Origin of the sequence: Brevibacterium metallidurans (genome assembly GCF_037101285.1) — a bacterium.
Classification (GTDB): Bacteria; Actinomycetota; Actinomycetes; order Actinomycetales; family Brevibacteriaceae; genus Brevibacterium; species Brevibacterium metallidurans.
The window spans coordinates 22,894-35,990 of the sequence record NZ_BAAAAF010000012.1 but is presented as its reverse complement, the minus strand read 5'-3'; the positions used below and the strand labels follow the sequence as shown (position 1 = coordinate 35,990).

The window sequence follows — 13,097 nt, the reverse complement described above, 5'->3', positions numbered from 1 at the left end:
GCCTGGTCCGACCTCGGCCCCAGACGCAACCGCGTCGACGGCTCGACCCACCTGCCGGGAACCCTGCATCGAATAGCACGAAACCCTCGCACTCTCGTCGAGTACTTCACCCCGGAGACATGGGACGCCTCGGTGGCCAACGACAATCGCACCATTCTCCCTCCCGCCCCCGACCTCTACCAGGTCTCCGGCCCGGTCGACCTCGTCTACACATGGGTCAATGGATCAGATCCACAGTGGCGTGCAAAGAAGCTCAGCGCTGAGGCAGCCCTACGCGGGGAGACGATCAATCTCACCGCCGTCTCGGAATCGCGCTTCGCTGACCGTCAGGAGCTGCGCTATTCACTTCGCTCCGTAGAGTCCAATGCCAGTTGGGTCAACCACATCTACCTCGTCACCGATGCGCAGGTTCCCGAGTGGCTGAACATCGATCACCCCAAGATCACGGTCATCGACCACCGCGACATCTTCACCGACACAAGTAATCTGCCGGTCTTCAACTCTCACGCCATCGAGTCCCAGCTCCACCACATCCCCGGGCTGAGCGAGAACTACCTCTACATGAACGACGACCTGTTCTTCATGCGTCCGACCAGTCCCGAACTCTTCTTCACCGGAAGCGGACTGTCGCGCTTCTTCCCGTCGACGGCTCCTCTCGATCTCGACGATCCGAGTGCTCGAGACATGCCGGTGCTCTCCGCCGCAAAGCATGGAAGGCAATTCATGCTCGATGAACATGGGCGCCGGGTTGCCAATAAGTTCAAGCACACGCCGCACCCGCAGGTGAAGTCAGTGATGGAGGAGTTCGAGGCCACACACCAGGAGATGTTCGATGGCGTCGCACGGTCGAAGTTCCGTCATCCTGATGACTATTCGATCACCTCGGCGCTCTATCACTTCCACGCGTATGCCCAGGGCAAAGCTGTCGACTCATCCATCCGGTACGCCTACATGGACATCTCCCGCACCGACGCCGAACTGTACATGCGCCGACTGCTGCGGCGCCGGGATCTCGATGTTCTCTGCCTCAATGACACTGACTCGTCGCCGGATGCCCAAGAGTATTTGGACGAGATCATGGCGTGGTTCCTCAATGAGAAGTTCCCCTTGCCGAGCAGTTTCGAGAAATAGCCCTGCACCTACGCTTTGAGGTACGAGCCTCCTACCGCCTGCGTGAGTCAATGACCTCTCTTCCGTCCGGGGCCTGAACCTATATTCGCGTGCGCTCGTTCGGCGGCATCGGCGAGCCCCGACCACGCCAGCGCGGTGAACCGACAATTGCGCGGTTGACCGACAGCGGCACGGTGAACCGTTCTCCGGGCATTGCTTAGGTGGAGGATCCCACTCGATTTTCGGCCGATCTTCGAGTGGGATCCACCATTTTGGGGCATCGTCGCACTGCTACGCCATGCTCCGCCGACGCGCGCATCCCGCCCCACGCCTCACGCGCCTCCGCCGCGACTTGACAGAGACGCCGATCACAACGATATTTATTGACCAGATGGTCGTTTATTCCGACCCCGCTTCCTACCCGAGTCACCACGAGGGTCGGGCGACGGAGACAGTGCATCGCAGCGACTCGAGGAGGAGCCTGACATGGCGACGACCCGCACCGACGACGTTCCGACCGCACCCGCGGCAGGCGAGACCACCGCAGACGATCGCAGCGAAGAGCACGCCTCCAACGCAAACGACGCCGCAACCTCGGCGCCGGGCAGTGCAGGCGAAGCCGAACTCCCTGCCGGCGAGGCCGCGCCCCCTGCCGCCGGCGAGGGCGAACGAGAATCCAAGCCCGGCATCGGAAACGAAGCGAACACCGGACCCGCCGCGATGTACGCCAACGACCGCGCGTCCCAGCACCTCGGGATCACACTCGACGACCACGGCCCCGGCTGGGCGCAGTGCTCGATGACGGTCACCGACATCATGGCCAACGGCCACGAGATCACCCACGGCGGCTACATCTTCCTCTTCGCGGACACGACGTTCGCGATGGCGTGCAACTTCCCCGGCTCGGTCACCGTCGCCTCGGGCGGAGACATCACCTTCCTCAAGCCCACCCGCGTCGGCGACCACCTCGTCGCCCGCGGCCGCGAGGTCGTCAAGCAGGGCCGCTCGGGCATCTACGACGTCGAGGTCAGACGCGACGACGAGATCATCGCCGTCTACCGCGGACGCTCCCGCACCCTGCCCGCACACAAGCCCACCACCTGAGCCGCGGTCCGCGCCCACCCGGCGTGACCCGTGACGCGCCGCCACCTCGGCGCCCTGACTCTCCGCACCTGCAGCCCCACTGCAGGCAGCCCCCGCAACGAACCACAGGAGACCACGATGACCGCAACCGACACTGACGCCGGTGCGACGATGAGCCTCGATGAGCTGCGCGCTCACCAGCTCGCCAACCTCAAGACCACGGTGACGACCGTCTACGAGAAGGTGCCGCACTACCGGAAGGCGTTCGACGACCTCGGCGTGGTCCCCTCCGACATCACGAGCCTTGACGACATCGCGAAGCTGCCGTTCACGAACAAGCAGGACCTGCGGGAGAACTACCCGTTCGGGCTCTTCGCCGTCCCGCGCGAGGACGTCGCGCGCATCCACGCCTCCTCGGGCACGACCGGTCTGCCCACGGTCGTCGGGTACACGCAGAACGACCTCGACGTGTGGAGCGGGCTGATCAAACGCTCGATCCTCGGTGCGGGCGGCAGGCCCGGCCAGATGCTCCACAACGCGTACGGCTACGGGCTGTTCACCGGCGGACTCGGCGTCCACGGGGCCGAACGCCACGGCTTCACCGTCGTCCCGATCTCCGGGGGACAGACAGAACGCCAGGTCCAGCTCATCCAGGACTTCCAGCCCGACATCATCACCGCCACCCCGACCTACCTGCTCACGATCCTCGACGAGTTCCACAAGCAGGGCATCGACCCCACCTCGACGAGCCTCAAGGTCGCCATCTGCGGCGCCGAACCGTGGACGGACGAGATGCGCCGGGAGATCGAACGCTCCTTCGCCATCGACGCCGTCGACATCTACGGCCTCTCCGAGGTCATGGGCCCCGGCGTCGCGTGCGAATCCGCGGAGACGAAGGACGGCCCGACGATCTGGGAGGACCACTTCTACCCCGAGATCGTCGACCCCTTCACCGGCGAAGTGCTGCCCGACGGCGAGGAGGGCGAACTCGTCTTCACCTCCCTGACGAAGGAGGCGCTGCCGATCATCCGCTACCGCACCCACGACCTCGCGAGCCTGCTGCCGGGCACCGCGCACCCGAACTTCCGCCGCATCTCGCGCATCACAGGCCGTTCGGACGACCTCATCATCATCCGCGGCGTCAACGTCTACCCCGCCAACGTCGAGTCCGTGCTCTTCGAGTTCGAACACCTCAGCCCGCACTTCCAGCTCGTCCTCACCCGCCCGGGCCGGATGGACGAGGTCACCGTCGAAGTCGAATGCCGCGAGGGCGTCGACGCCGCCCAGCGTGAAGGGCTCGGCGTCCGGGTGGCGTCCCGGATCAAGGAGCGCCTGGGCGTCTCCTCGACCGTCGACGTCAAGGATCCCGGTGCCCTGCCGCGCTCGGTCGGCAAGCTCAAGCGCATCATCGACCGTCGCGAGAACATCCGTTAGGCCGGGTGGGTCGTGGCTGGTGTGATCGCTGTGTCCGTTGTCGGGTTCCCCGCCCGCTGTGACCGGCGTCGCGGCGGCCCAGGCTCTCGCTGATTAGACTGATGCCCATGTCCAAGAGGCCCTCACCTGCGAAGACTCCGACCGATCCGGCGGAGTCCGTCACCCGTGACCTCGCCGAGGCGAGGGCCGAGACAGCGGCATCCCCGGGTTCCGCGTCCGCCGGGATGGGGACCGCGGCACCTGCCACCGAACCGAAGCGCACCCGCCGCGGCCGTCCCGGCTACGACCGGGAGACGCTGATCAACAAGGCCACCGAGGTGTTCGTCGCCCGCGGTTACGACGGCACGTCGATGGACACGGTGGCCCGCGAGCTCGGCATCACGAAGTCCGCGATCTACCATCACGTCACCTCGAAGGAGGAGCTGCTGCGGCTGGCGATCAACCGCGGAACCGACGCCCTCGCCTCGGCGGTGGAGTCGGAGTCGCACCGGGAGGATCTCAGCGCGCTCGACCGCCTGCGCCACGCCGTCCACTCGAGCGTGCTCATCCTCATCGAATACCACCACTCGGTCACCCTGCTGCTGCGGGTGCGCGGCAATTCCGCGGTCGAGCGCGACGCCCTCGAACAACGTCGGCAGATCGACATGAAGATCCGCGCCCTCGTCGCCGAGGCGATCGCCGAGGGCGGTGTCCGCGCCGACTTCCCGCCCGGCCTCGTCACCCGCCTGCTCTTCGGCATGGTCAACTCGATCACCGAGTGGTACCGCCCCAGCTATCCCGTCGACCCGGAGACCATCGCCGAGGCGGTCACCGCGATGGCCTTCGCCGGACTGGCGATACCGCGACGGGAGTGAGGCGCGCAGATCCGCGCTCTGGAAGGTGGAGTCCAGGGCGAAACGGGCCGATCATCGAGCAAAGAACCTGCCCAGAGCGTCCTGCGGATCCGGCGAGGCACGACACGCTCAAACGTCCGTGGCAGGGCGTACTCTGACAGGGTGACCTCTCGGATCCTGTGGATTGCCGTCCTCGCCTCGTTCGTGGCGTTCCTCGACGGCACGATCGTCAACGTCGCCCTGCCCGCGATCGATCGTGAACTCGGCGGCGGACTCGTCACCCAGCAGTGGGTGGTCGACGGCTACTTCATCACGCTCGGGGCGATCATGCTTGTGGCCGGATCCATCAGCGACGCCTACGGTCGCAGCCTGGTGATGAGGATCGGCCTCATCGGCTTCGGCATCGCCTCGGTGATCATCACCGTCGCCCCCGATCCCTTCATCCTCATCGCCGCCAGGATGCTCCAGGGAGCGGCCGGCGCCTTTCTCGTGCCGAGCTCACTGGCGCTCATCAGCGCCCACTACTCCGGAGCCGCCCGCGCGAAGGCCATCGGCACCTGGACGGCACTGACCACGGGCGCGATGATCGTCGGACCGCTCATCGGCGGCCTCCTCGTCGACTTCGCGTCATGGCGCTTCGCCTTCCTCATCAACGTCGTCCCGATCGCGATCACCCTGTGGCTCCTGCGCAAGGTTCCCGATCCTCCCCGCCGAGACAAGGCCTACATCGACATCCTCGGCGCGGTCCTCTCCATCCTCGGGCTCGGCGGCATGGTCTTCGGCCTCATCGAACAGCCCCGGCTGGGATGGGGTCATCCGGCGATCCCGATCACCCTCCTCGGCGGGGGTGTGCTCTTCATCCTCTTCCTGCTGCGGCAGCGGCGGGTGAGCGACCCGATCCTGCCGCTCGACCTGTTCCGGGCACGGAACTTCTGGGTCGGCAACATCACGACGACGCTCATGTACGGGGCGCTGTCGCTCAACGGCTTCGTCCTCGCGATCTACCTGCAGGAGGATGCGGGGCTGACGGCGACGGCCGCCGGGCTCGCGAGCCTGCCGACGACGATCATGATGATCCTCTTCAGTTCCACCAGCGGACGACTGGCCGGGAAGTGGGGGCCGCGCCTGTTCATGGCCTTCGGTCCGATCCTCATGGGCGTCGGATCGCTCATGCTGCTGCTCGTCAGCCAGGATTTCAACTACTGGTGGCAGGTGCTGCCGGCGATGATCGTCTTCGGCCTCGGGCTCGCCGCGACCGTCTCTCCGCTGACGTCGACGGTGCTCGGCGCGATCGAGGAGGAACGCAGCGGGATCGCGAGCGCCGTGAACAATGCGATCTCCCGCGTCGCCGGCCTCATCGCCATCGCGCTGGTCGGCACGATCGTCGGCGGGACCATCGACCTCACCGGCTTCCATCGCGCGGCCGTCGCCGTGGCGGTGCTCCTCATTGCGGGCGGGCTCGTGTCGCTGGTCGGCATTCAGAATCCGAAGATCCCCGCCCCTGAGGACTCATCGGCCGAGAGCGCACGAGGCTGACCGGCGCGGCACCTGGCCTTGGCCTCGCCTGCACCTCACTCCTCCACTGCGCGCCCCCGCCGAGTTCCGGAACCGGAGTGTCGAAAACCTTGCGCGAAATCGACACTCCGGGTCCGGAACTTCAGGAGCAGACGCTCAGGGTGGCAGACGCTCAGAGATTCCGGCGGAAGAACGGGACGAGCACGCTGACCGCCTCGTCGACCTCGTTCGTCCCGTCGTACAGCGACATGTGGTTGGCACCCTCGACGACGTGGAAGGACTTGTCGTCGCTCGCCGCACGCTCGTAGAGATCGTCGCTCATCCACTTCGACCCTGCCTCGCTGCCGGCGATGAGCAGGAGCGGCTGAGTGAGGAAGGCCTCCGCCTTATGGAAGGCGTCGTAGGTGATGATCTGCGAGAGGCTGCGCGTGGTCATCCATCCTGGAGCGTTCGGGTGCTCACAGCGTGGGGTGTGGTAGTACTCCCAGGCCTCCTCGAGTTCGGGGTTGGGTGCGTCCTCCCTGCGCATCGGGGCCAACGGGAACCGGTTGCCCTCTGCCTGTCCGGCGGCATCCGTGGTGCGCGCGCTCGCGCCTTGGTCGAGCACGGGAGCGGCATCGGCGTCGGCGATCGACCCGTCCCAGCCGTTGCGGAACATCTGTCCGATGTTGACCATGCTCACGGTGCCCACGGCCGCGATGCGCGGATCGTTGATCGCGGCATTGGCGGTGTATCCAGCGCCGGCGCAGATGCCCATGGCGCCGATGCGTTCATCATCGACGTACGGCAGGGTCGTCAGGTAGTCGACGACGGCGCTGACATCTTCGGTGCGGATATGGGGGTTCTCCAGCTGCCGCGGCTCTCCCGTGCTCGCACCCTGGAAAGAGGCGTCGTAGGCGATCGTGACGAATCCGTCAGCGGCGAGCTTGGAGGCGTAGAGTCCCGCGGTCTGCTCCTTCACACCGCCGCCGGGGTGGGAGACGACGATCGCCGGGTAGGTCGTGTCCGCATCGAAGTCCGACGGGACGAAGAGCACCGCCGACAGCGTCGTACCGTAGCCGTTGTGAGTGGGAATGTCGATGGTCTCGGAGGTGGAGGTCCTCTCGAGGGTGGAGGTCTTCTCGGACATGGTGTTCTCCTCTTCGGGATTCTGCGGATCATAGGTCTCGGTCCGGGCACCCGACTGACCCGGCACATGCGGTCCTCACACAGCGTCGCCGACGAACGTCGTCGCGGCTCCGGGGGCGGGGACCGCCCGAACACCGTCCATGCTCGTTCCCTTGCGGGACATGTGCCAGGTTCCATGAGTACCCCGGGCGGGCTGCCGAGCTCACCCGCCGCGACTCGGCACTCGGATCCGGGTCCGGCATCCCTGCGCCAGGGGTTCTGCCGGTACCTGCCGCCGGTCGGGTGACGCTCGTAGACTCTGGGGCATGGCCATCAAGGACGAGAGCGTGCGCGACTTCCTCACCACCCGCCGCGCGAAGATCACCCCCGACATGGCGGGTCTGCCGCCGGGTTCGGGAGTGCGTCGCGTGCCCGGACTGCGCCGCGAAGAGGTCGCTCTGCTCTCCGGCGTGTCCGTCGACTACTACACGAAGATCGAGAAGGGCGACCTCTCCGGCGTCTCCGACGAGGTCCTCGACGCGGTGGCGCGGACCCTGCGCCTGACCAGGGATGAGACCGCCTACCTACCTCTACGATCTCGCCCGCACGGCACGACGTCCGGCCCGCAGCCGCAGGCGTCCCCGGCCCGCCGAGGCGCTCACCCCTCAGGTGCAGCTGCTCATGGATTCGATGTCGGCCACCCCGGTCGTCGCGATGAATGGCCGCCTCGACGTGATCGGGGCGAATGCTCTCGGTCGGGCCGTCTTCTCCATCGCCATCGAGAGTCCCACCCGTTCCTCGAGTCTCACCCCTCCGAACTTCGCGTCGTTCGTCTTCCTCGACCCGGCCGCCGCGGAGTTCTATTCCGACCTCGCCGAGGCGGCCGCCACGTGCGTGCAGATCCTGCGCACCCAAGCCGGTTCCACCCCGCATGACAAGCGGCTGACCGGTCTCATCGGCGAGCTCTCGACCCGCAGTGAGGACTTTCGGCAGATGTGGGCGGCCCACGACGTCGGCCGGCACCGCTCGGGAGCGAAGACCCTCCATCATCGTGAGGTCGGTGACCTCGAACTCAGCTTCGAGCAGGTCCGACTCGACTCGGCACCGTCGATCACTCTCTCGGCCTACCTCGCTGAGCCGGCCTCGCCCACTGCCGAGCGCCTCCAGCTGCTCGCCTCCTGGGCGAGCGCACCGACCACTGCCCACTGAGGCTCGTCGGCGCACTGTGGCTCGTCGGCACGTTCACGACCGAGCGACATCGGCGCGGCACGTGTTCGACGGAGGCCACAGTCGTCCGCTCCCACCAGAGGGGTTGTGTCTCACCCTGTCACGGGTCGATGAATCGGGACTAGCCTGGGGTGCACACCATCGCCTGAGCAAAGGAGCATTGCCATGACCAACGTCCTCATCCTCGGAGCGAACGGTCGGATCGCGCGATTCGTCGTCGCTTCCCTGAGCAAACAGTCCGACATCTCGCAGACGCTGCTCGTCCGCGACGCGAGCAAGCTCGCCGAGGTCCCGGACAATGCCCGTGTGATCACCGCCGACGTCCTCGACACCGCAGCCCTGACAGATGCGGTCAGAGGTCAGGACATCGTCTACGCGAACCTCACCGGCGACGACATCGATGAGCAGGCGCAGAGCGTCGTCGCCGCAATGGACTCCGCGGGAGTCCCAAGGCTGATCTTCGTCCTCGCCCTCGGCATCTACGGCGAGGTGCCCGGCGCCTTCGGCGAATGGAACGACCGGATGATCGGCACAGAGCTGCGGGTGTTCGCGAAGGCGGCGGAGGTCCTCGAAGCCTCCGACCTCGACTACACGATCCTGCGGCCGGCCTGGCTCGACGACGCCGAGGACGCCTCGTATGAGATCACCGTCAAAGGCGAACCCTTCAAGGGCACCGTCGTCGCCCGGCAGGCCGTCGGTGACCTCATCGTCGAGATCATCGACGAACCGACCCGACACAGCAGAGCCAGCCTCGGCGTCGATCGCCCGCACACGGACGGCGACAAACCGTACTTCATGTGAGGGGCAGCCCGAGCCCACTACCCGAGCGGCAAACCGCGCCTCAACCGCATCGCGTACCGTCTGCACCACCTGCCGGCCCACCCAGCCGACGAATCCAGGACGCGGAGTGTCGATAATGCGCGGCAGAATCGGCACTGAGGGTCCTTAACTCGCGGGGGCAGAGCCGCACCTCACCCTCCGCGCCCTCACCCTCCGCGACGAGTCACCCTCCGCGCCCTCAGCCCTCCGCGCCCTCACCCTCCGCGACGAGGGTGAGCACGTCGTAGTTGGCCACGGGCTCGCCGTCCTGATTGACGACCTCGGCGTCCCAGCGCACCTCACCGTACTCGTCGGTCTCGCGCGGGGTGATGCGCTTGGCCGTGAGCGTCACCTTGAGCCTGTCCCCCGGTGAGACGGGCGTGACGAAGCGCAGCCCTTCGAGGCCGTAGTTCGCGAGCACCGGGCCCGGGTCCGGCTGGACGAAGAGTCCCGCGGCGAAGGAGACGATGAGGTAGCCGTGAGCGACGCGGCCGGGGAAGAACGGGTTCGCTGCAGCCGCCTCCTCGTCGGTGTGGGCGTAGAAGGTGTCCCCGGTGAACTCAGCGAAGTGCGCGATGTCGGAGAGCGTGACCTCCCGCCACTCCGACTCGAGGGCGTCCCCGACCCGCAGATCCGCCAGCGACTTCGTGAACGGATGCTCGCCGAGGCGGCGCTCGGCTCCGGTGACCCACTCCCCGCCGATCGCGGTGAGCATGTCCGGGGAGGCCTGGACGGCGGTGCGCTGCATGAAGTGCTCGACACCGCGCAGACCGCCCATCTCCTCACCGCCGCCGGCCCGACCGGGACCGCCGTGGACGAGGTTGGGCAGCGGCGAACCGTGGCCCGTCGACTCGTCCGCGTCATCGCGGTCGAGGACGAGGATGCGCCCGTGCCAGGGGGCGACGCCGCGGACGAACTCGGCGGCGAACGCCGGATCGTGGGTGACGACCGAGCCGACGAGGGAGCCGCGCCCGCGCGCGGCGAGGTCGACCGCCTCGGTGAGCGTCGAGTACGTGATGATCGTCGTCACGGGACCGAAGGCCTCGACGTCGTGGACGGCGTCGACCCAGGAATCGTCGGCCTGGAGGACGGTGGGGGCGACGAACGCCCCGCCGAGCGAAGCCGCCAGCTCATCCGAGGCCGCGCGACCGCCGGTGAGCAGGTGCGCTCCGCCGGCGAGGATCTCATCGACGGCGTCGAGGACATCCCCGCGCTGACCCACCGAGATGACCGGGCCGAGCTTCGTCGCCTTCTCCCGCGGATCGCCGGCGACCACGGTAGCAAGCTTCGCGGTGAGCGCCTCACCGACCGCCTCGGCGAGCTCAAGAGGAACGAAGGTGCGGCGGATCGCGGTGCACTTCTGCCCGGCCTTGACGGTCATCTCCGCGACGACCCCGTCGACGAAGAGGTCGAACTCGGGGGTGCCGGGGGCGGCATCGGGACCGAGCAGGGAGAAGTTGAGGGAGTCCGCCTCGGCGAAGAAGCGGGTGCCGCGGTCGGTCACGCACTCAAGCGACGCGAGCCGGCGGGCGGTGCCGGCGGACCCGGTGAAGGCGATCGTGTCCTGCTCGGCGAGCAGGTCGAAGAGCGGGGAGATGTCGCCGGTGACGAGCTGGATCGCGCCCTCGGGCAGGAGGCCGGAGTCGACCATGTCGGCGACGACGGCCCGGGTGAGATGCGCGGAGTCGGTCGCGGGCTTGACGACGACGGGGACGCCTGCGACGAACATCGGCGCGAACTTCTCGAGCATCCCCCACACGGGGAAGTTGAACGCGTTGATCTGCAGCGCCAGGCCCTGCCGGGAGGTGAGGATGTGGCGGCCGACGAAGGTGCCGTTCTTCGACAGGCGCTCGACACTGCCGTCGAGGAGGACCGTCGAGTTCGGCATCTGCCGCCGTGCGACGCCCGAGTAGGTGAAGAGCGTGCCGATGCCGCCCTCGATGTCGACGAACGCGTCGCGCTTCGTCGTCCCCGTCGTGAACGAGATCGCGTGGTAGTCCTTCGCGCGTTCCATGAGGTAGGCGCCGAGCTGCTTGAGGATGACCCCGCGCTGGTGGAAGGTCAGCGCCTGAACGGCTGGGCGCCCGACTTCACGTGCGTAGTCGGCGACGGCGGTGAAGTCGATGCCCGCCGAGGACACCTCGTGGAGCAGCTCACCCGTCGTCGCGTCGCGCACCTCCCGCGCGTCGGCCGCATCGGTCGGGGCGTGCCAGGCACCGGCCGCATAAGAGGTGAGGGTCTCCGTCATGTCGTCTCCTGAGTCCGTCGAGGTCAGTGCGTCGGCAGATCCCGGTGCCACTCGGCACCGCTGCCGATCATCTCCCCAATACTAACCAATCGGTCGGTAATCCGGAATCGCCGAGGTGGGGGTGCAGTCCACCCCAACCCCGAGTCCCAGCCGCACCACCCCGCCAGTGGCGCCGGTCACCTCGGTGGACTATGATCGAGCGCATTAACTGACCAAACAGTCACCAAAGGCCGCCTGCCGCCAACGTCGCCGAGCACCTGCCGCACCACGCACCACCACGCAGCTTTCCGTCGACGGCGCACCGGCCCGCTGACCCCTGATTTCAACGGAGAGATCACCCATGTCCCAGACTGCCTCCACGTCGATCACGCGCGAAGAGCGCAAGGTGCTCGCAGGCACACTCGTCGGCACGACGATCGAGTGGTACGACTTCTTCATCTACGCCCAGGCCGCCGGCCTCATCCTCTCGACGCAGTACTTCGGCCCGTTGGCCGCGGACAATCCCGCGCTCGGGCAGATCATGGCGTGGGCGTCTCTGGGCATTTCGTTCCTCTTCCGACCGTTGGGCGCAATCATCGCCGGCCACCTCGGCGATCGGATCGGGCGCAAGAAGATGCTCGTGCTCACGCTCATCCTCATGGGGGCCGCGACCTCGCTCATCGGTCTGCTGCCGAACTACGCGATGATCGGCATCGGCGCACCCATCCTGCTCACCCTGCTGCGGATCCTGCAGGGCTTCTCCGCCGGCGGCGAATGGGGCGGGGCGGCACTGCTGTCGGTCGAGCATGCTCCGATCTCCAAGCGCGGCATCTTCGGCGCCTACCCGCAGATCGGCGTGCCGGTCGGCATGATCCTGGCCACCGGCGTCATCTGGGTGCTCACCACCCTGCTCACCCCCGAACAGTTCGCGAGCTTCGGCTGGCGGATTCCGTTCCTCTTCTCCGTCGTCCTCGTGATCGTCGGCTATTACATCCGCCGCCAGGTCGAGGAGTCCCCGGTCTTCGCCGAGCTCGCCGAACGCAAGGCCGAGTCCTCGGCCCCGCTGGGCATCCTGTTCAAGAAGAACACGAAGGAAGTCATCCTCTCCGCGCTCATCTTCATCGGCAACAACGCCGTGGGCTACATGATCATCGCGTTCTTCGCCGCCTACGCCTCCCGCCCCCTCGACGAGGGCGGATCCGTCGGCCTCGACCGGGCACCCGTGCTGCTGGCGACGACGCTCGCAAGCTTCGGCTGGCTGGTGTTCACGATGTGGGGCGGCGCGTTGTCGGACAAGCTCGGTCGCGTGCGGACCTTCCAGATCGGGTACGTCCTGCTCATCGTGTGGCTCATCCCGACCTTCCTCATGATCGACATGGCGAACATCTGGATGTACGGCATCGGCATCTTCGTCCTCACCGTCGGCATGGGCCTGTCCTACGGCCCGATGTCGGCGATGTATGCGGAGATGTTCCCGGTCGAGGTCCGCTACTCGGGCGTCTCGATCGGCTACGCGCTCGGCGCGATCCTCGGCGGCGCTTTCGCCCCGACTATCGCCGAGACTCTGCTCGCCGAGACCGGCTCATCGATCTCGATCGCGATCTACATGATCGTCGTGTGCATCATCTCGCTCATCGGCGTCAGCCTCGTCAAGGAGACGAAGGGCAACGACCTCGGCCTGACCAAGCACCACTGAGGCTGCAGCGAACCCCCCAGTTCGTCACCTGCACCTCGATTTCCTG

General features: G+C 67.0%; 10 protein-coding genes and 1 pseudogene. 9 read left to right on the top strand and 2 right to left on the bottom strand.

Annotated elements, in window-relative coordinates; genetic code table 11:
- The first annotated feature begins 132 nt into the window (after positions 1-132).
- The 5 genes from AACX88_RS13625 to AACX88_RS13605 all read left to right on the top strand — a co-directional run bounded on the left by AACX88_RS13625 (position 133) and on the right by AACX88_RS13605 (position 5,996).
- A complete protein-coding gene (locus tag AACX88_RS13625) occupies positions 133-1,131 on the top strand; it encodes a stealth family protein (protein WP_339393479.1) in 999 nt (332 codons plus the stop codon).
- 465 nt (positions 1,132-1,596) lie between these two features.
- On the top strand, positions 1,597-2,214 hold the full coding sequence (gene paaI / locus AACX88_RS13620) for a hydroxyphenylacetyl-CoA thioesterase PaaI (protein WP_339393478.1): 618 nt from the start codon (positions 1,597-1,599) through the stop codon (positions 2,212-2,214).
- A gap of 117 nt (positions 2,215-2,331) precedes the next feature.
- Positions 2,332-3,627, top strand: a complete 1,296-nt coding sequence (gene paaK / locus AACX88_RS13615; RefSeq protein ID WP_339393477.1) for a phenylacetate--CoA ligase PaaK — start codon at positions 2,332-2,334, stop codon at positions 3,625-3,627.
- A 107-nt stretch (positions 3,628-3,734) separates the two neighbouring features.
- On the top strand, positions 3,735-4,481 hold the full coding sequence (locus tag AACX88_RS13610; protein WP_339393476.1) for a TetR/AcrR family transcriptional regulator: 747 nt from the start codon (positions 3,735-3,737) through the stop codon (positions 4,479-4,481).
- A gap of 141 nt (positions 4,482-4,622) precedes the next feature.
- Positions 4,623-5,996 carry an MFS transporter gene (locus tag AACX88_RS13605; protein WP_339393475.1) on the top strand — a complete coding sequence of 458 codons (1,374 nt, stop codon included), beginning with the start codon at positions 4,623-4,625 and terminating at the stop codon, positions 5,994-5,996.
- A 151-nt stretch (positions 5,997-6,147) separates the two neighbouring features.
- Here AACX88_RS13605 and AACX88_RS13600 read toward each other — a convergent pair whose 3' ends face one another.
- Positions 6,148-7,104: an alpha/beta hydrolase gene (locus tag AACX88_RS13600; RefSeq protein WP_339393474.1), complete on the bottom strand. Its 957-nt coding sequence runs from the start codon at positions 7,102-7,104 to the stop codon at positions 6,148-6,150.
- A gap of 304 nt (positions 7,105-7,408) precedes the next feature.
- Here AACX88_RS13600 and AACX88_RS13595 point away from each other — a divergent pair.
- The 3 genes and pseudogenes from AACX88_RS13595 to AACX88_RS13585 all read left to right on the top strand — a co-directional run.
- Positions 7,409-7,606: pseudogene (locus AACX88_RS13595) on the top strand (transcriptional regulator); the annotation flags it as partial.
- A 46-nt stretch (positions 7,607-7,652) separates the two neighbouring features.
- Positions 7,653-8,291, top strand: coding sequence for an MmyB family transcriptional regulator (locus tag AACX88_RS13590; protein WP_339393473.1), 639 nt, complete (start codon positions 7,653-7,655; stop codon positions 8,289-8,291).
- Between the two features lie 183 nt (positions 8,292-8,474).
- Entirely contained in the window at positions 8,475-9,110 is a 636-nt protein-coding gene (locus AACX88_RS13585) for an NAD(P)H-binding protein (RefSeq protein ID WP_339393472.1), read from the top strand.
- A gap of 217 nt (positions 9,111-9,327) precedes the next feature.
- Here AACX88_RS13585 and paaZ read toward each other — a convergent pair whose 3' ends face one another.
- The gene (paaZ, locus tag AACX88_RS13580; protein ID WP_339393471.1) at positions 9,328-11,376 is read right to left on the bottom strand and encodes a phenylacetic acid degradation bifunctional protein PaaZ; all 2,049 of its coding nucleotides are present in this window, start codon (positions 11,374-11,376) and stop codon (positions 9,328-9,330) included.
- Positions 11,377-11,716: 340 nt separating this feature from the next.
- Between paaZ and AACX88_RS13575 the strand changes: the two genes are divergently transcribed.
- Positions 11,717-13,051 (top strand): MFS transporter, encoded by a 1,335-nt coding sequence (locus AACX88_RS13575; RefSeq protein WP_339393470.1) that lies wholly within the window; start codon positions 11,717-11,719, stop codon positions 13,049-13,051.
- Positions 13,052-13,097: the final 46 nt, after the last annotated feature.